This window comes from Streptomyces sp. NPDC058157, assembly GCF_042884105.1.
Classification (GTDB): domain Bacteria; phylum Actinomycetota; class Actinomycetes; order Streptomycetales; family Streptomycetaceae; genus Streptomyces.
The window spans coordinates 30,786-48,511 of sequence record NZ_JBHVUQ010000047.1; the positions used below are offsets into that span (position 1 = coordinate 30,786).

The 17,726-nt window shown below is 76.8% G+C and carries 14 protein-coding genes; 8 read left to right on the forward strand and 6 right to left on the reverse strand.

Translation table 11 applies throughout. The features are described 5' to 3' along the window. Nucleotides 1–14 precede the first annotated feature (14 nt). Both ACFVXK_RS14735 and ACFVXK_RS14740 read right to left on the reverse strand, forming a co-directional pair. Nucleotides 15–896, reverse strand: a complete 882-nt coding sequence (locus tag ACFVXK_RS14735; protein WP_389611889.1) for an ABC transporter permease — start codon at nucleotides 894–896, stop codon at nucleotides 15–17. Beyond that, nucleotides 893–3,607, reverse strand: a complete 2,715-nt coding sequence (locus tag ACFVXK_RS14740) for an alpha/beta fold hydrolase (RefSeq protein WP_389611890.1) — start codon at nucleotides 3,605–3,607, stop codon at nucleotides 893–895. Before ACFVXK_RS14740 ends, ACFVXK_RS14735 begins: the two co-directional genes overlap by 4 nt. A 147-nt stretch (nucleotides 3,608–3,754) precedes the next feature. Here ACFVXK_RS14740 and ACFVXK_RS14745 point away from each other — a divergent pair, with 147 nt between their 5' ends. From ACFVXK_RS14745 to ACFVXK_RS14755, 3 genes are all read left to right on the forward strand, one after another. Continuing rightward, nucleotides 3,755–5,287, forward strand: a complete 1,533-nt coding sequence (locus ACFVXK_RS14745; protein WP_389611891.1) for an ATP-dependent DNA ligase — start codon at nucleotides 3,755–3,757, stop codon at nucleotides 5,285–5,287. 82 nt (nucleotides 5,288–5,369) lie between these two features. Beyond that, nucleotides 5,370–6,035, forward strand: coding sequence for a helix-turn-helix domain-containing protein (locus ACFVXK_RS14750; protein WP_389611892.1), 666 nt, complete (start codon nucleotides 5,370–5,372; stop codon nucleotides 6,033–6,035). Between the two features lie 47 nt (nucleotides 6,036–6,082). Further along, on the forward strand, nucleotides 6,083–6,268 hold the full coding sequence (locus tag ACFVXK_RS14755; protein WP_389611893.1) for a DUF6126 family protein: 186 nt from the start codon (nucleotides 6,083–6,085) through the stop codon (nucleotides 6,266–6,268). On the opposite strand, the gene ACFVXK_RS14760 is transcribed toward ACFVXK_RS14755, so the two are convergent. Next, a complete protein-coding gene (locus ACFVXK_RS14760; protein ID WP_389611895.1) occupies nucleotides 6,180–6,758 on the reverse strand; it encodes a DUF6629 family protein in 579 nt (192 codons plus the stop codon). The two genes, ACFVXK_RS14755 and ACFVXK_RS14760, sit on opposite strands and share 89 nt — an antisense overlap. Before the next feature lie 18 nt (nucleotides 6,759–6,776). Continuing rightward, nucleotides 6,777–8,339: an MFS transporter gene (locus tag ACFVXK_RS14765; protein ID WP_389611896.1), complete on the reverse strand. Its 1,563-nt coding sequence runs from the start codon at nucleotides 8,337–8,339 to the stop codon at nucleotides 6,777–6,779. A 162-nt stretch (nucleotides 8,340–8,501) separates the two neighbouring features. On the opposite strand from ACFVXK_RS14765, the gene ACFVXK_RS14770 reads away from it, so the two are divergent. The 4 genes from ACFVXK_RS14770 to ACFVXK_RS14785 all read left to right on the forward strand — a co-directional run bounded on the left by ACFVXK_RS14770 (nucleotide 8,502) and on the right by ACFVXK_RS14785 (nucleotide 13,987). Next, complete coding sequence (locus tag ACFVXK_RS14770) at nucleotides 8,502–12,071, forward strand: S8 family serine peptidase (protein ID WP_389611897.1); 3,570 nt, start codon at nucleotides 8,502–8,504, stop codon at nucleotides 12,069–12,071. A gap of 118 nt (nucleotides 12,072–12,189) precedes the next feature. Then, on the forward strand, nucleotides 12,190–12,957 hold the full coding sequence (locus ACFVXK_RS14775; protein WP_389611898.1) for a hypothetical protein: 768 nt from the start codon (nucleotides 12,190–12,192) through the stop codon (nucleotides 12,955–12,957). An 86-nt stretch (nucleotides 12,958–13,043) separates the two neighbouring features. Next, a complete protein-coding gene (locus ACFVXK_RS14780) occupies nucleotides 13,044–13,742 on the forward strand; it encodes a hypothetical protein (RefSeq protein ID WP_389611899.1) in 699 nt (232 codons plus the stop codon). Then, nucleotides 13,739–13,987, forward strand: a complete 249-nt coding sequence (locus ACFVXK_RS14785) for a hypothetical protein (RefSeq protein WP_389611900.1) — start codon at nucleotides 13,739–13,741, stop codon at nucleotides 13,985–13,987. The genes ACFVXK_RS14780 and ACFVXK_RS14785 overlap by 4 nt, the downstream gene beginning before the upstream one ends. Before the next feature lie 249 nt (nucleotides 13,988–14,236). On the opposite strand, the gene ACFVXK_RS14790 is transcribed toward ACFVXK_RS14785, so the two are convergent. Next, nucleotides 14,237–14,740 (reverse strand): gluconokinase, encoded by a 504-nt coding sequence (locus tag ACFVXK_RS14790; RefSeq protein ID WP_389611906.1) that lies wholly within the window; start codon nucleotides 14,738–14,740, stop codon nucleotides 14,237–14,239. 136 nt (nucleotides 14,741–14,876) lie between these two features. Beyond that, nucleotides 14,877–16,778 (reverse strand): ABC transporter ATP-binding protein, encoded by a 1,902-nt coding sequence (locus ACFVXK_RS14795; RefSeq protein ID WP_389611901.1) that lies wholly within the window; start codon nucleotides 16,776–16,778, stop codon nucleotides 14,877–14,879. Between the two features lie 149 nt (nucleotides 16,779–16,927). On the opposite strand from ACFVXK_RS14795, the gene ACFVXK_RS14800 reads away from it, so the two are divergent. Beyond that, nucleotides 16,928–17,726 (forward strand): AMP-binding protein (locus ACFVXK_RS14800; RefSeq protein WP_389611902.1); only part of this gene is annotated, 799 nt, incomplete at its 3' end.

The following is a 17,726-nucleotide window of genomic DNA, read 5'->3' on the forward strand; positions in this document are numbered from 1 at the left end:
GGGGGCGGGTGTCCTCAGGACACGATGTCCTTGCGGGAGAAGCCGCGGAAGGCGAGGGCGAACAGCACCAGCGCGTACGACACCGAAACCACCGCCCCCTTGGCCATCCCGCCCCACTCCAGCTGCGGCTGGAGGGCGTCCGCCCAGGCGAACTGCCAGTGCGCGGGCAGGAACTCCCGCCACGACCCGAGGGCCGTCACCGCGTCCAGCACGTTCCCCACGATCGTCAGCCCGACCGCCCCGCCGACCGCGCCCAGCGGGGCGTCCGTCCGCGTCGACAGCCAGAACGCCAGCCCGGCCGTGACCAGCTGCGAGACGAACACGAAGGCCACGGCCAGGGCCAGCCGGGGCACCGTGTCCGCGGCCGGAAGGGCCCCGCCCGCGGGCAGCTTCAGCGGTCCCCACCCGTACGCCGCCGTGCCCGCCGCCAGGGCCACCACCGGCAGCAGCACGATCGCGGCGAGGCTGAACCCCAGGGCCACCACCAGCTTGCTCCACAGCAGCCGGGCCCGGGGCACCGGCGAGGCCAGCAGGTAGCGCAGCGAGGACCAGCTCGCCTCCGAGGCCACGGTGTCCCCGCAGAACAGGGCCACCGGCACCACCAGCAGGAAGCCGGCCGACACGAACAGGCAGGTCGCGGCGAAGTTCGCGCCGGAGGCCGTGGCGGTGTCGATGAAGCTGACCCGGCCGTCGTTGCCGCCCCGCCCGTCGTCCGCCCCGCCCACCGCGAAGGCGATGATCATGACGAACGGCAGTGCGGCCAGCACCCCGCCCATCACCAGCGTCCGCCGCCGGCGCCACTGCCGCAGCGCCTCCACCCGCAGCGGCAGCGTCCGCCCCGGCCGGTAGCCGGGCGCGGTCTCCGCGGCGGGTGCCGCAGCACGTACGGCGCTCATGCCGCACCTCCGATCAGGGTCAGGAAGGCGTCCTCCAGCCGGCGGTGCGGCCCCACCGCCGTCACCGGCAGCTCCAGCCGCACGAGTTCGGCGATCAGGGCGGCGGGCGAGGCGCCGTCGAGCCGGACGAGGAGCCCCTCGTCGGCGGCCGCCACCGAGGCGACGCCCTCCAGCGCCGCGACCTTGCCCACGGCCGCCTCGTCCACCGGTCCTCCGAGCGCCACCAGCAGGGTGTCGCCGCCGCCGGTGATCTCCGCGACCGGACCGGCCTGCACCAGCCGTCCGCGGTCCATGACCACCAGGTGGGTGCAGGACTGCTCCACCTCGGACAGCAGGTGGCTGGAGACGATGACCGTCCGCCCGGCAGCGGCGTAGCGGATCATCACGTCGCGCATCTCCCGGATCTGCGGCGGGTCCAGCCCGTTCGTCGGCTCGTCCAGGATCAGCAGGTCCGGCAGCCCCAGCATCGCCTGGGCGATCGCGAGCCGCTGGCGCATGCCCTGCGAGTACGTGCGCACCGCGCGCTCCAGGGCGTCGCCCAGCCCGGCGATCTCCAGGGCCTCCGCCAGGTGCGCGTCCTCGGCGGGGCGGCCGGTGGCCTGCCAGTACAGCTCCAGGTTGGCCCGGCCGCTCAGATGCGGCAGGAACCCGGCGCCCTCCACGAACGCCCCGACCCGCGACAGCACCGGCGCCCCGGGCCGGATCGCGTGCCCGAACACCCGGATCTCCCCGGCGTCCGGCGTGATCAGCCCCATCAGCATCCGCAGCGTGGTGGTCTTCCCGGCCCCGTTGGGCCCGAGCAGGCCCAGCACCTGGCCCCGCTCCACCCGGAAGGACAGGTCCCGCACGGCGTACCGGTCCTGGGACTTGGCGTAGCGCTTCGTCAGGCCGGTGATGTCGAGCGGAACGCCGGCCGGCTCCGGCTCCGGCGGCGCCGCGGCCGCCCGGCCCCCGCCGGTGCGGCGGATCCCGAGCAGGGCCGCCGCCAGCGCCACCGCGCCCAGCGGCAGCCACCAGATCCAGCCGGGCAGACCTGCGGTGGCGGTCCGCACACCGGCGGCCACGGGCACCTGGAGCGGCCCGTCCACCGAGACGGTGTACGAGGCCGGCTCGGCCGGGGAGGCGTAGCCCAGGTCGGTGGCCGCGACGACCAGCCGCAGCCGGTGCCCGGCCTGGAAGGCGTGGTCCACGGCGGGCAGCCGCAGCCGCACGCTCCGGCCCTGCCCCGCGTCCGTCACCCGTACCGGGGCCACGAGCCGGCTCGGCAGCACCTGCTGACGCCCGTCGGGCCCCACGTCGTACAGCTTGCCGAACAGCACGGCCGACCCGTCCGCGGCCGTCGACCTCAGGTTCAGGGTGATGGTCGGGGTGCCGGTGACCCGGACCTCCCCGGCCAGCGGCTCCGACTCGAAGCGGGCGTTCTGCCCGGGGAAGTCCAGGGAGAACCCGGTCCCGAGCGCGGCCAGCTGACCGCCGATCCCGGGCAGCGCCGACAGGGCGGGCGGCGCCCCGCCCGCAGGGTTGCGGAAGGTCTGCTCGCGCCCCGCCAGGGCGTACGGCCGCGGATCCGCCACCAGCCCGGGATAGCGGTCGCCGCTCGCGCCGCGCACCATGATCCGCCCGTCGGTGGAGTCGACGCCGCCGGTGCGCGAGACGCGGAAGGCCGGGCCGGTGTCCACCCCCTCGTCACCCTTGAGGTAGCGGTCGAACCAGGCCTCGACCCGGGACTCGATCCGGCCGGACTCGCGCATGCCGCCGTCGTGCCCGCCCGCCGCCCAGTCCACGGCCACCGGCGCGCCGTTCGCGGCGATGGCCCGGGCCGTCGCGTCGGCCTGGTCCAGCGGGAACAGGGAGTCGTCCTGCCCCTGCACGATCAGCGCCGGTACCTTGATCCGGTCGCCCACGGCCGAGGGACTGCGCCGCTCCAGCAGCTCGCGCGCCTCCGCGTCGGGCTTCCCCGCCACCGCGACCCGCTCGTACATGGCGCACAGCTGCGGCTCGAACCGTCCGCAGCCCGAGGCTGCCGGGGGGCCCGCCGCGCCGGCCGGAGGATCCGGCGGCCGGAGGCCGTCCGCCGTGCCGCTGGTGAAGAAGATCCCGGCCCAGAGCTTCTTGAAGACGCCCTGCGGGAAGAGGGCGTCCGCGAGGTTCCAGTACGTGATCTGCGGGGCGATCGCGTCCACCCGCCGGTCGTACCCGGCGGCCAGCAGCGCCACGGCCCCGCCGTAGGAGGCCCCGGCCACGCCCACGCGCGGGTCGCCGGGCGCGTCGAGCCGCACCTCGGGGCGGCGGGCCAGCCAGTCGACCAGCGCCGAGACGTCCTTGACCTCGTGGTCGGGGTCGTTCAGCCCGATCTTCCCGCCGGAGCGGCCGAAGCCGCGCGCCGACCAGGTCATGACCGCGTACCCGTCGCGGGCCAGGCGTTCGGCCTGGGCGCGGACGTCGTCCTTGCTGCCGCCGAAGCCGTGGCCCAGGAGGACGGCCGGGCGCCGCCGCGAGGCGTCCCCGGCCGTGAAGAAGGAGGTGTCGATGCCGGTGGGACCGTCCGCGTCCGTACCGGGCATCCGCAGGACCTGGTCCTGGCGGTGCACGGCCGGCCCGTCCCCGGAAGCGGCCGCGGCCGTCCAGGTGCCGGCGCCCGCGAGCACCGCGAGGGCGGCGGCACCGGCGAGCAGGCGGTCCCGGGGCCGCCGGGGGAGTCGGAGCTTCATAGGGGAACCCTAAAGCCCGTGATCCCCGTCCCCGAGCTCCCTCAGGGGGAGCCCGGCCCCTTCTCCAGGAGTACCCGCGCGGCCGCGCGTACCGCGCCTGCGGTACCCGGGCTGCGGACACCGCCGGGCGGCGGCAGGATGGGGCGCATGCTGCTGGCCGAGGTCGCGCGCGTGTCCCGGGAGGTCGCCGAGACCTCCGCCCGGTCGCGGAAGACCGCCCTGCTCGCCGAACTCTTCGCGGCCGCGCCCGCCGACGAGGCCGGCCTCGTCATCGCCTACCTCTCCGGCCGCCTCCCGCAGGGCCGCCCGGGCGTCGGCTGGCGCACCCTGGCCGAGGACACCGGGCCCGCCGCGCGGCCCACCCTGACCGTACGGGCCGTCGACGCGGCGGTGACCGAGCTGGCCGCCGTCTCCGGCCGGGGGGCGCAGGCGGAGCGGCGCCGGATCGTCGCCGCCCTGCTGGGCGCCGCCACGGGGCCCGAGCAGCGGTTCCTGCGCAGCCTGCTCTCCGGGGAGGTGAGGCAGGGAGCGCTGGACGCGGTGGCCCTGGAGGGGGTGGCGGCCGCGGCCGGGGTGCCGGCGGCCGCGCTGCGCAGGGCGGTGATGCTGGACGGTTCGCTGCCCCGGGTGGCGGCGGCGGTGCTGGCCGAGGGGGCCGGGGCGCTGAGCGGGGTGGCCCTGCGCGTCGGGCAGCCCGTCCAGCCGATGCTGGCCGGGACCGCCCGCTCGCTGGAGGACGCCCTGCGCGCGCTCGGGCCGTGCGCGGTGGAGGAGAAGCTCGACGGGATCCGGGTCCAGGTCCACCGGGAGGGCGGGGAGGTCCACGTGTACACCCGCTCCCTGGACGAGATCACCGCCCGGCTGCCCGAGGTGGTCGAGCTGGCCCTGGGCCTGCCGGGGGAGCGGTTCATCCTCGACGGGGAGGTCATCGGGCACGACGCCGCCGGGCGGCCGGTCCCGTTCCAGGAGATCGCGAGCCGCGTCGGCTCCCGGGTGGACGTGGACGCCGCCCGGCGGGCCCTGCCCGTGGGCGCGTTCTTCTTCGACGTGCTGGCCCTGGGCGAACGGGTGCTGCTGGACCTGCCGGTGCGTGAACGGTACGCCGCGCTGGCCGGCCTCGTCCCGGAGGCGGCGCGGGTGCGCCGGCTGGTGGTGGAGGACCCGGCCGCCCAGGCGGAGCGGGCCGGGGAGTTCCTGGCCGAGACCCTGGAGCGGGGGCACGAGGGCGTCATGGCCAAGGGGCTCGGCTCCCCGTACGCGGCGGGGCGGCGCGGCAAGCAGTGGCTGAAGGTCAAACCCGTGCACACCCTCGACCTGGTGGTGCTCGCCGCCGAATGGGGCCACGGCCGCCGCACCGGCCTGCTGTCCAACCTGCACCTGGGCGCCCGCGCCGCCGACGGGACCTTCGCCATGCTGGGCAAGACGTTCAAGGGCCTCACCGACGAGATGCTGCGCTGGCAGACGGGGCGGCTGCGCGAGCTCGCCGTGGAGGACGACGGGTTCACCGTGCGGGTCAGGCCGGAACTGGTCGTGGAGATCGCCTACGACGGCCTCCAGCGCTCCCCGCGCTACCCGGCCGGGGTGGCCCTGCGCTTCGCCCGAGTGCTGCGGCACCGCCCCGACAAGGGGCCGGGGGAGGCCGACACGGTGGAGACGGTACTGGAGCGGCGCCGCGGCTGACCTCGCGGTCTCCCCGGCGCCGCGTTTTGCCTCAGAGGTAAGGAAGATTGCCACCCGGGCAAGTTTCTGGCTCAATCGGGGCATGACCCCCCGTCCCGAGGAACCCTCGGACACCGAGGCCCCGGAGGCCCCGGATGCCGCGCAGGCCCCCGGCGCCGCCGGAGAGCTGCCCGCCGTGGCCCCGCAGCTGCGCGAACTGCGCCGGCGCGCCGGACTCACCCTGGAGGCGGCCGCCGCCAGGGCCCGGCTCTCGCCCGCGCACCTGTCGCGGCTGGAGACCGGCCGGCGCCAGCCCTCGCTGCCGCTGCTGCTCGGACTCGCCCGCACCTACGGTACGACCGTCTCCGAACTGCTCGGCGAGACCCAGGGCGTCGCCGATCCCATCGTACGGGCCGGCGGCCCCGGGGCCCGCGAGGCCGACGGGTGGACGTACTGGCAGGCCGGGGGCTCCGGGCGGGGCATGCAGGCGCTGCGCGTGCACGTCCCGCCGGGGCGCAGCCAGGGCGAACTGGTGCGCGTGCACCCCGGGGAGGAGTGGCTGTACGTGCTCGGCGGCCGGCTGCGGCTGCACCTCGGGGAGGCCGAGCACCTGCTGGAGCCGGGGGACAGCGCGCACTTCGACTCGCTGACCCCGCACCGGATCGGCGCGGCCGGCCCCGGCGGGGCGGAGCTGCTGTTCGTCCACACGCTGCTGCAGAGCAGCCTCGCCGGGGTGTGCCTCGGCGGCACCGTCAAGCACCATCCCTGACCTCGACCAGCCCAGGAGCCCCCGTCATGCCGTCCGAGGGAGAGACCATGTCCACGACGTCCACCACGTCCACCACGCCTTCCGGGCAGAAGGCCCCGCGCGGCGTCTTCCGGCGCTTCGAGTCCAAGTTCCCGCGCGGCCTGGTCATCCGGCTGATCGCCTACCTGTTCGTCGGACACCTCTTCGCCTTCTTCGTCTACCTCCTCTTCGTCCTGGGCGGCCAGAACCAGTAGCGGGCACCGCGCGCCGGACCCAGCCCAGCACCAGCAGCGAGGCCACCGCGGCGAAGGCGCACCAGGTGGAGGCGAACTCCAGCCGCCACAGCGCCGCGCACACCGCCGCCCCCGCCCCCAGCACGCCCCCCAGCACCCGCAGCAGCCGGTCCCCGGAGAGCAGCAGGGAGCCCAGGGTGGCGCACAGGTAACCGGCCAGGACCAGCGGCGCGTACGGCACGTCCACCGCGTAGCCCATCACCCGCCCCCGCACCTCGGCGGAGACCGGCCGCACGGCCAGGCAGTACGCGAGCACCCAGGCCGTGGTGGCCGGACCGCAGCCGCCGCCCGCGTCCCAGACGGCGGCCTCGACCAGCTGGTGCGCACCCAGCAGCAGCGGCAGCGCGGCCACCGGCAGGTCCCGGGCCCGCCGCACCCGCGCCAGGCACACCACCCCGACGGCGGCCACGGCCGACCCCGCCGCCAGGTCCGCCGACGCGCTCCAGCACACGGAAGGCCCCCAGGCCCCCTACGGCGCGGGCCGCCGGGGGTGCTCCGCCCCGTCCGGGTGCTCCAGCGGAGGGGAGCCCACCGCACACGAGGTCCGGCACTCCGGATGGCAGGCCCCGGGCGACGGCGAGCGTACGGTCGCCCACGCCAGGGCCGCGCCGGCCACCAGGAGCCCCGCGCACCAGGCGATCGCCCGCCCGTACGCCGCGTCGAAGGCGCCGGCCGACAGGTAGGCGTCCGGGCCCATCCCGGCCAGCAGCGGCAGCGCCGCCACCGCCAGCAGCCCCGCCGCCCGGGCGGCGGCGTTGTTGATGCCGCTGGCCAGGCCCGCCCGGCCGGGGTCCAGCGAGGCCAGCACGGTCGCGGTCAGCGGTGCCACCAGGGCGGCCATGCCCGCGCCGAGCACCACCATGGCGGGCAGCACGTCCCGCAGGTACGAGGCGTGCGGCCCCACCCGCAGGCTCAGCAGCATCCCGGCGGCGCACAGCAGCGGCCCCACGGTCAGCGGGATCCGCGGCCCGATCCGCTCGCCCAGCGCCCCCGCGCGGGCCGACAGCAGCAGCATCAGGGCGGTGGTCGGCAGCAGCGCGGCCCCCGCGCCCAGGGCCGAGTACCCGGACACCACCTGGAGCTGGAGCACGACGAGGAAGAAGAACCCGCCGAAGGCCGCGTACACGCACAGGGTGACCAGGTTGACGGCCGTGAACTGGCGGGAGGCGAACACGTCCGGCGGCACCATCGGATCCGGCCGCCGCCGCTCCGCGTACACGAACCCGGCCGCCAGCAGCACCCCGGCCACCCCCGCCCCGACCACCGCCCCGGTCGCCGAGCGGGCCTCGATCAGCGCGTACGTGATCAGGGCCAGGGCGGCCGCCCCGAGCACCGCGCCGAGCACGTCGAACCGTCCGCCGGCCTGCGGATCCCGCGACTCCGGCACGTGTCTCAGCGCCACCGGCACGCACAGCGCGGCCACGGGCACGTTCAGCAGGAACACCCACCGCCAGCCCGGCCCGTCCACCAGCCAGCCGCCGAGGAAGGGCCCCACGGCCGCGCCGACCCCGCCGAACCCGGACCACAGCCCCACCGCCCGGGCCCGGTCGTCGGCCCGGATCGAACCCTGGATCAGCGCGAGCGACCCGGGGGTCAGCAGGGCCCCGCCGACGCCCTGGAGGGCGCGGGCGGCGATCAGCACCCCGGCGTTCGGGGCGATGCCGCACAGCAGCGAGCCCACGGCGAACCACACCACCCCGAGGACGAAGATCCGCCGCCTCCCGAACCGGTCGCCGAGCGCCCCGCCGACCAGGATCAGCCCGGCCAGGGTCAGCAGATAGGCGTTGACCGTCCACTGGAGCACCGCGAGATCGGCGCCGAGGTCGCGACCGATGCGGGGGAGCGCGACGTTGACCACGGTCGAGTCCAGCAGGGCCATCGCGGACCCGAGCACGGTGGCCAGCAGCACCCACCGCCCCCGCGCGGACCGCAGCACCACCCCCGGCCCGGCCCCGCCCCCGGAGCCGGAGGACGCGGGCGGTGGCGGTGACGCACCGGGGCCGGGCACGGGTTCACCGGGTAGGGCACTCATCCCTCCAGGCTGACCCGCCCGCTCCCGGAGGTCCAGCGGACGCGGCCCCGCGGAGACCTCAGGGCGGCGCCGGACATGGCGTGGGAGGCGGTCTTGTGAGGGGTGCGGGGGCTCCTCCACGATGACCGCTCGCATGTCACACGGCGTACGAGGAGACCACACGTGCCCCGACCCACCCGACGATTACGCCCCTTGCGGACGGCGCTCGCCGCCCTCGCCTCCGCCCTGCTCCTGCCCCTCGGCGCCGGCGCCGCTGCCGCCGCCCCCGGCCCGGGACCCGCCCCCGGCCCCGCCGAACGGAAAGTGGAGCCCGCGCTGCGCGCCCGGCTCGACGGCGCCGGCAAGGCCGCCTTCTGGGTCTACCTCGACAGCGCCGCCGACCTCACCGCCGCGCGGCGCCAGCCGACCCGCACCGCCAAAGCGGAAACGGTTCTGCGCACCAAGCGGGAACACGCCGCGCGCACCCAGGCCGGGTTGCTGAAGGCGCTGGACGGGGCCAAGGCCGAGTACACCGCGTACTGGATCGTCAACGCCGTCCGCGTCGTCGGCGACGGCAAGCTCGCCGCGGCCGTCGCCCAGCGCCCCGAGGTCGCGCGGATCGACGCCGACGAGAAGGTCACCCTCCCGAAGCCGGACGCGGGCACCCGCGAGAAGACCGCCGCCGACGCCGTCGAGTGGAACATCGACCGGATCAAGGCCCCCCAGGTGTGGGAGCGGTTCGGGGTCCGGGGCGAGGGCATCGTCGTGGCCAACATCGACAGCGGGGTCGACTACACCCACCCCGCCGTCAACGCCCAGTACCGCGGCCGCAGGGCCGACGGCGGCTACGACCACGACCACAACTGGTTCGACCCGGCCGGGATCTGCGCCGGCGCCGCCCCCTGCGACAACAACGACCACGGCACCCACACCATGGGCACCATGGTCGGCGACGACGGCGGCGCCAACCGGATCGGCGTGGCCCCCGGCGCCCGCTGGATCGCCGCGAAGGGCTGCGAGTCCAACTCCTGCTCCGAGGCCTCCCTCCTCGCCGCCGGCCAGTGGATCGTCGCCCCCACCGACCTGCACGGGCAGGACCCCCGCCCCGACCTCGCCCCGCACATCGTCAACAACTCCTGGGGCGGCGCCGCGCACGACGACTGGTACCGGCAGGTCGTCGACGCCTGGCGGGCCGCCGGGATCTTCCCCGCCTTCTCCGGCGGCAACGCCGGCCCCGCCTGCGCCACCAGCGGCTCGCCCGGCGACTACGCGGGCTCCTACAGCTCCGGCGCCTTCGGCAGCGACGGCGCCATCGCCCCCTTCTCCTCGCGCGGAGCTGGCCCCGGCGGAACCGTCAAACCGGACATCGCCGCGCCCGGGGTGAACGTCCGCTCCGCCGTCCCCGGCGGCGAGTACGCGTCCTTCTCCGGCACCTCCATGGCCTCCCCGCACACCGCCGCCACCGTGGCCCTGCTCTGGTCGGCCGCCCCCGCCCTCCAGGGCGACGTGGCGGCGACCGAGGCCCTCCTCGACGGCACCGCCCAGGACGCCGACGACGCCCAGTGCGGCGGCACCCCCGCCGACAACAACGTCTTCGGCGAGGGGCGGCTCGACGCGCTGGCCGCCGTCACGGCCGCCCCGCGCGGCCCCGCCGGCGCCCTCGCCGGGACCGTCCGCGGCGCCGCCGGGGAGCCCGTCGCCGGCGCGCAGGTCACCGCCCGGGGCCCGATCGCCCGTACGGCCACCACCGCCGCCGACGGCACCTACCGCTTCCCCTCCCTGTCGGCCGGCGCCTACGCCCTGACCGCCTCGAAGTTCGGCTACGGCGAGCAGAACGCCACCGCCGAGGTCACCGAACACACCACCGCCACCGGCGACTTCACCCTCACCCCGGCACCCTCCGGCAAGCTCACCGGAACCGTCTCCTCCGCCGCCGGGCCCGCCGCGGGCGCGGCCGTCACCATCGCCGGCACCCCGGTCACCGCGACCACCGACGCCCAGGGCCGCTTCGAGGTCACCCTGCCGCACGGCGGCTACGACGTCACCGCCACCCACCCCTCCCGCTGCCTCACCACCGCCACCGCCCGGGCCCTCGTCGCCGGGGACACCGCGATCGCCCTCACCCTCCCCGAACGCACCGACGCCTACGGCTACGCCTGCGCCACCGCGACCGGCCGCCCGTACCCGGCCGGAGACCGGCGCCTCGCGCTGACCGGCGACAACACCACCGAGCGCGTCGACCTGCCCTTCCCGCTGCCGCTGTACGGCACCACGTACGCACAGGCCTGGATCGGCACCAACGGCACCGTCAGCTTCGGCGGCGACCACACCGGCGACGTCAACGGCGACCTCCCGAGCACGGCCACGCCCAACGCGGCCCTCTACCCCTTCTGGGACGACCTCGTGGTCGGCGCCCCCGGCAGCGGCTCCGGCGTGTACACCGCCATCACCGGCAGCGCCCCGCACCGCAGTTACGTGATCGAGTGGCGCCAGGTCGTCCACTGGTCCGCCCGGTCCGACCCCTTCTCCTTCGCGGCGGCGATCGGCGAGGACGGCACCGTCACCTACTCCTACAAGGGCACCGGCGGCACCGGCGTCAAGGGCGGAGCCTCGGCCACCGTCGGCGTGGAGAACGCGGCCGGCACCGACGCCCTGAAGTACTCCTTCAACACCCCCGTCCTCACCGACGGCCTGTCCCTCGCCTTCCGCACCACCCGCAGCGGAGTCGTCACCGGCCGGGTGCTCGACGCCAACGACGGCAACGGCGTCGCCGGCGCCACCGTCACCGTCGGCAGCGGAGACTCCGCCGTCTCCGCCACCACCGCCGCCGACGGCGGCTACGTCGTCCAGAGCCCCTCCGGGCCGCGCACGGTGTCCCTCGCCGCCCCCGCCTACGAGACCGCCCGCACCGAGACCGAGGTCAGGGCGGCCGACGTCACCACCGTCGAACGGTCCCTGCGCACCGGCCGGGTCACCGCAGGCCGGCCGGCCGTGGAGCTGGTCCTCCCGGCCGGGCAGCGCCGCACCCGCACCCTGGACCTCACCAACCCCGGCCTCGGCACCGCCTTCACCGTCGCCGAGGACGCCCCCTGGCTGACGGCCGCCCCGGACGGCGGGAACCTCCCCACCGGCGGCCGGACCCCGCTCACCCTGACGGCGGACACCACCGGACTGACCCCGGGCGCGGTCCTCACCACCGACCTGAGGATCACCTCGGCCAGCGGCCGCACCCCCGTCCTCACCGTCCCCGTCACGCTGGTCGTCCCGCGCTACCAGGCGGCCGTCGACGCCGGATCGGACCAGCCCGCCACCGACGCGGCCGGCGACTCCTGGTCCCCGGACCGCGCCTACACCCCCGGCTCCTACGGCTACCAGGGCAAGGCCGCCGTACGCTCCACCGGCCGCGCCATCGCCGGCACGGACGACCAGCGGCTGTTCCGCAGCGCCCGCGAGGGCATGTACGAGTACCGCTTCGACAACCTGCCGAACGGCACCTACACCGTCGAGCTGGGCTTCGCCGAACTCTCCTCCACCCGGCCCGACCGACGCGTCTTCGACGTCCTCGCCGAGGGCACCCAGATCCTGCCCTCCCTGGACATCGCCCTGGAGGCCGGCAGCTACACGGCCCTCACCAGGACCTACACCGTCAAGGTCACGGACGGGGCGCTCGACCTGCGCTTCGTCACCCACAGCGGATTCGGCAAACCCCTGGTCAACACCCTCAGGGTGACCGACCGCCCCGATAAGGGGTAACCCCCGGGCGGACGCCGCCGCCGCCCGCCCCCGGCATTCGGGTGGCGGGCGGCAACGCGTCCGCGCGTTCCCCGCGACCTGCCCGGCGGGCCGCGCGGGCCGACGTACCGTGCCGGGCATGACGCCGCAGATCGAGGCACTCATGCGCAGCGCCGACCCGGACGCGCTCTGGGCGGTGGGCTCGGCGGACGGCGTGCACGCCGCCCACCCCGACCCGCCGGGCGACCGGAACACCCCGCTCACCGCCGACGCCCTCACCCCCGCCCTCGCCCTCTGGCCCGTCCTCGGCACCCTCGTGGCCCAGGGGGAACTGGCCCTGCACACCCCCCTCACGGCCTACGGCCAGCCGCCCGCCGCCGGAGCGCCCGCCGGGACCACCACCCACCAGCTCCTCACCCGGGGCGACGGCCCCGACGCCCCCGCCGCCCTCACCCGTCTCGCCGAACGGCTCGCCGGCGCCCCCCTCGGCGACTGCGCCGCCACCCGGATCTGGCAGCCCCTCGGCATGACCCGCACCCGCCTCGCCGACGGCGTCCTGCACACCACCCTGGCCGACTGCGCCCGCTTCCTGAGCCACCTGCTGTCCCCGGCCGGCCACCCCGTCCCCCGCGCCTGGACCGCCGAGTCGCTGCGCATCCGCACCGGAGAGCTCACCCCCTCCCGGGGCCTGCTCTGGCACCCCGCGCCCGCCGGCGTATGGGCCCACCACCCCCCGTCCGGCCCCGGACCAGCCCTGTGGATCGCCCCGCGCCGGGGCCGCTGGGCCGTCCTGCTCCCGGGCCCCGCCGCCGGGTCCGGATCCCGGCTGCGCACCGCCTTCCGGGAGGCCGCCTTCGCCCACGAGAACAGCACCGAACCGGCCCTGACCGGCGGCCCACCCTCGTAGCGCAGTCGGAGCGCGCGGCTCGCGGGGCCGACGTACGGTGGCGTCAGCCGCCTGAACCCGCCGTACACAGCCCCCGCGAGGAGCCCATGTCCGACGCCGTGACCGCGCCGGCCACCGACCCGGACGTCGACGCGCTCGACGCCCTGTGCCGGGAACTGGCCGAGGCCGCAGACGCCGTGGGCGAAGCCGCCCGGTACGCCTCCGGGCTCGCGTTCGGCGCCCGCCTGCCCGCCGGGGCCCTCGTGGCCCGCAGCAGCCGTCGGCGCCGCGCCTGGGGGACCCTGCTGCGCACCCTCACCGACCCGGCCGGCCTCGGCTGGGCCCTGCGCGGGCGGGGGGTGGCCCGGGCCGGCTGGTTCGCCGGGATCCTGGCCCGGCGGGAGAACCTGGCCGTCAGCGCGGCCGTCTGCGGGCTGAAGGCCCGGATCCGGGTGGCGACCGCGGGCCGGCCCGAGCTCCTCGCGGACCCCGGTTGCGCCGCCGTGCTGCGGGCCGTGGACGGCGGCCGGCAGGCCGACGCCGCCCGCGCCTTCCGGCGCATCCTGCGCGAGCGGGGCACCGGTCCGGCCTTCACCCTCCTCGCCCCCGCCTTCGCGGACATCCTCGCCTGGCACGCGCTGACCGACGAGAACCCCTTCAACGACCACGCCGGCTGGCAGGTCGCCACCGGACGGGCCGTCACCGCCGAACCCCTGCTGGGCCTCGGCGCCGCCGTACGCGCCTTCTGCGCGCGCGAACCCGCGGCCCCCGGCCCCGCGTCCCCGTCCCCCTGGAGCACCCCGTGACCGACTGCCGCCCCCCGCGCCCCGTCCCGTCCGCCCCCGCCGACGGCCTGCGCGGCCACTGCGCCGTCCTGCGCGGGCACGCCCGGCGGCTGCGCGCGGGTGCGGCGGCGCTGGAGTGGCGCGGCCCGCAGGCCGACGCCCTGCGCGCGGAGGTGGCGGCCCTCGCCGACCGCTGCGCCCGGGCGGCCGACGGCTTCGCCCTCGCGGCGTCCCAGCTCGACGGCCCGGACCCCCGGCGCTCCTGACCCCGGGGGCCGGACGGCTTCGAGCGCGGACCGCGCGACCGCACCGGCCCGCACCAGCCCCACGCGCCCGCCGGGGCCGCGTAGACCGAGGCAGCGCCCGCCGAGGCGCGGCCTCCGTCCCGCCGTCCCGCACCGTCCCCACGCGCCCGCCGGGGCCCCGTAGGCCGAGGCCGCGCCTCCGTCCCGCCGGCCGCGCCCTTCCGCCCGCCGAGGCCGCGCCTCCGTCCCCTCGGCCGGGGCCGGGGCCCGTTACGGCGCGTCCGTCGTGCTGCGCGGCGCCCGCAGGGCGGCCCGTACCCGCCCGGCGACCTCCTCCGGGGTGCCCGAGACCTCGACGGCGAAGCCCGGCTCGTCCGCACGGAGCGGTTCGAGCGCTGCGAACTGGGAGTCCAGCAGGGAGACGGGCATGAAGTGCCCGGTCCGGGCGGCCATCCGCGCCTCGATCAGCGGCCGCCGCCCCGTGAGGTGGACGAACACCACGGAGGTCTGCGGTGCGGCGGCCCGCAGCCGGTCGCGGTGGGCCCGCTTGAGGCAGGAGGCGGCCACCACCCCGCCGCCCGCGCCCCGGCCCCGGACCCACGCGCCCACCGCGTCCAGCCACGGCCACCGGTCGGCGTCCTCCAGCGGGATCCCCGCCGACATCCGGGCCACGTTGGCCGCCGGATGGAAGGAGTCCCCCTCGGCGTACGGGACGCCGAGCGCCTCCGCGAGCAGCCCGCCCACGGTCGACTTGCCCGTGCCCGATACGCCCATCACCACGATGACGCCCTGGGGGTCCACTCCGTACCTCACCTTCCTCGCCGCCGTGTCGCCGAGCCGCCGGGCACCACCCAAGCGCATCCGGGGCCGCCTCCCGGCGCCGGGGCCCGTCGGCCCGGGGAGTCGCGGCTCAGCCCGTCGCGGCCGTGCCGCGGGTCGCGAACTGCGTGCGGTACAGCTCCTCGTAGCGCCCGCCCGCCGCCAGCAGCTCGGCGTGGGTGCCGCGTTCCACGATGCGGCCCTCCTCCACCACCAGGATCAGGTCGGCGGCCTGGACCGTGGAGAGCCGGTGCGCGATCACCACCGCCGTCCGGCCCGCCAGGGCCTCGGCCAGGGCCTCCTGGACGGCCGCCTCGGAGGTGGAGTCCAGATGGGCCGTGGCCTCGTCCAGGATCACCACCCGCTGCCGGGCCAGCAGCAGCCGGGCGATGGTCAGCCGCTGCCGCTCCCCGCCCGACAGCCGGTAGCCGCGCTCGCCGACCACGGTGTCCAGGCCGTCCGGGAGGGAGGCGACCAGCCCGTCGAGGCGCGAGCGGCGCAGGGCCTCCCACAGCTCCTCCTCGGCCGCCCCGGGCCGGGCCAGCAGCAGGTTGGCCCGTACCGACTCGTGGAAGAGGTGCCCGTCCTGGGTGACCATGCCCAGGGTGTCGCGGATCGAGTCGGCCGTGAGGTCGCGCACGTCGATCCCGCCCAGGCGCACCGCGCCCGCGTCGGCGTCGTAGAGGCGGGGGAGCAGCTGGGCGATGGTGGACTTGCCGGCGCCGGAGGAGCCGACCAGGGCGATCATCTGGCCGGGTTCGGCACGGAAGGACACCTCGTGCAGCACCCGCGTGCCGCCCCGGGCGTCGAGGACGGCCACCTCCTCCAGGGAGGCCAGCGAGACCTTGTCGGGGGAGGGGTAGCCGAAGGAGACCCGGTCGAACTCCACCGCCACCGGGCCCTCCGGCACCCGGCGGGCGTCCGGCTTCTCGGCGATCAGGGGCTCCAGGTCGAGGATCTCGAAGACCCGCTCGAAGCTGACCATCGCGCTCATCACCTCGACGCGGGCCCCGGCCAGCGCGGTCAGCGGGGCGTACAGCCGGGTCAGGAGCAGGGCCAGGGCGACGACCGAGCCCGCCTCCAGGCTGCCGCGCAGGGCGTAGTAGCCGCCCAGGCCGTAGACCAGGGCCAGGGCGAGCGCCGAGACCAGGGTGAGGGCCGTGATGAACGCCGACTGGGCCATCGCCGTACGGATGCCGATGTCCCGGACCCGGGCCGCGCGGGCCGCGAACTCGGCGGACTCGTCGGCGGGCCGCCCGAACAGTTTGACGAGGGTGGCGCCGGGCGCGGAGAACCGTTCCGTCATCTGCGTGCCCATCGCCGCGTTCAGCGCCGAGGCCTCCCGCTGCATCCCGGCCATCCGGGTGCCCATCCGGCGGGCCGGCAGCACGAACACCGGCAGCAGCGCCAGGGCCAGCAGGGTGATCTGCCAGGAGATGCTCAGCATCACCCCCAGCGTCAGCAGCAGGGTCACCAGGTTCGACACCACCCCGGACAGGGTGTTGCTGAACGCCCGCTGGGCCCCGATCACGTCGTTGTTGAGCCGGCTGACCAGGGCGCCGGTCCGGGTCCGGGTGAAGAAGGCCACCGGCATCCGCTGGACGTGGTCGAAGACCGCCCGGCGCAGGTCGAGGATCAGGCCCTCGCCGAGGGTCGAGGAGAGCTTGCGGGTCAGCAGGCCCAGCCCCGCCTCGGCCACCGCGATCACCGCGATCAGCAGGGCGAGCCGGGTCACCTGCCCGGTGTCGCCGTCGCCGCCCGCCTTCGCCCCCCGCACGATCGCGTCCACGATCCGGCTGGCCAGCAGCGGGGTGGCCACCGCCAGCAGCGCGCCCACCACGCTGAGCAGCAGGAAGAAGGTCAGCCCGCGCCGGTGCGGGCGGGCGAAGGCGGCGATCCTGCGCAGGCTGGCCGGGGAGAACGGGGGCCGGTCGCCCTGCTGGGCGTTGATCGCGCTGTGCAGTGAGTGCCAGGCGGTGACTTCCATGTCCATGACCCCCACGGTAGAACCTCGACCAAACTTCAGGTCAAGGGATCGGCGCGGGACCACCCGCCGGGGGCCCGTCCCGGTCAACTCCCGCGGACCGCAGGGATTTCCGGGAACGCCCGGCCCGTTCCGGGCGCGGTGGCATCATCGGGGGAATGACGCAGGCATCGTCCTCCGCCGGCTCCGGCCGGCCCGCCGCCGACACCGTCCTCGAGCGCTTCGAGCAGTGGGCCCGCGACACCCCCGGGGCCCCCGCCGTCATCACCCCGGCCGGTCCCCTCTCCTACGCCGGCCTCGACACGGCCGCCAACCGGCTCGCCCACCAGCTCCTCGCCCGGGGCCTGCCCGACCGCGCCCGCATCGCCATCGCCCCCACCCGCCGCGCGGAGACCGTCGTCGCCCTCCTCGCCACCCTCAAGGCGGGCGCCGCCTACGCCCTCGTCGACCCCGGGGACACCCGCACCGCACGGGTCCAGCTCACCGCCCTGGCACCCGGCCTGCTCCTCACCGACACCGCCGGCGCGGCCCGCCTGGACCAGGGCGACGGCCTGCCGGTCCTGCGCACGGACACGGAAGCCGAGGCGATCGCGGCCCGGCCCGGCCACCCCCCGGCCCGCGCGCCCCGGACCGACCCGGCGGCGCTCCTGTTCACCGGAGCCGCCGTGCCCCGCCCCGTCCCCGTCGGCCACGCCCTGCTGCTCGCCGCCCACGAGGCCTGGGCCCGGGTCGCCCGGCTGACCCCCGAGGACCGCCACCTGTTCACCGGCGGCCCCGACCTCACGCCCTTCGCCGCCGGCTGGACCCGCGCCCTGTGCGCCGGAGGCGCCCTCGTCCTGCCCGAAGGCCCCGCCTGGCCGCCCGGCGAGATACCCGAAGCGGTCTCGGAGTACGAGGTCAGCGCGCTGCACACCGACCCCGGCGGCGCCCTGCGCCTCCTCGACCGCGGCCTCGACC

Coding starts and splice junctions, on each gene's coding strand:
- ACFVXK_RS14750 (WP_389611892.1), top strand. CDS start 5,370: ATGACCCCCCGTCCCGAGGAACCCTCGGACACCGAGGCCCCGGAGGCC.
- ACFVXK_RS14755 (WP_389611893.1), top strand. CDS start 6,083: ATGTCCACGACGTCCACCACGTCCACCACGCCTTCCGGGCAGAAGGCC.
- ACFVXK_RS14780 (WP_389611899.1), top strand. CDS start 13,044: ATGTCCGACGCCGTGACCGCGCCGGCCACCGACCCGGACGTCGACGCG.
- ACFVXK_RS14795 (WP_389611901.1), bottom strand. CDS start 16,778: ATGGACATGGAAGTCACCGCCTGGCACTCACTGCACAGCGCGATCAAC.
- ACFVXK_RS14790 (WP_389611906.1), bottom strand. CDS start 14,740: ATGGGCGTATCGGGCACGGGCAAGTCGACCGTGGGCGGGCTGCTCGCG.
- ACFVXK_RS14735 (WP_389611889.1), bottom strand. CDS start 896: ATGAGCGCCGTACGTGCTGCGGCACCCGCCGCGGAGACCGCGCCCGGC.
- ACFVXK_RS14765 (WP_389611896.1), bottom strand. CDS start 8,339: ATGAGTGCCCTACCCGGTGAACCCGTGCCCGGCCCCGGTGCGTCACCG.
- ACFVXK_RS14740 (WP_389611890.1), bottom strand. CDS start 3,607: ATGAAGCTCCGACTCCCCCGGCGGCCCCGGGACCGCCTGCTCGCCGGT.
- ACFVXK_RS14745 (WP_389611891.1), top strand. CDS start 3,755: ATGCTGCTGGCCGAGGTCGCGCGCGTGTCCCGGGAGGTCGCCGAGACC.
- ACFVXK_RS14775 (WP_389611898.1), top strand. CDS start 12,190: ATGACGCCGCAGATCGAGGCACTCATGCGCAGCGCCGACCCGGACGCG.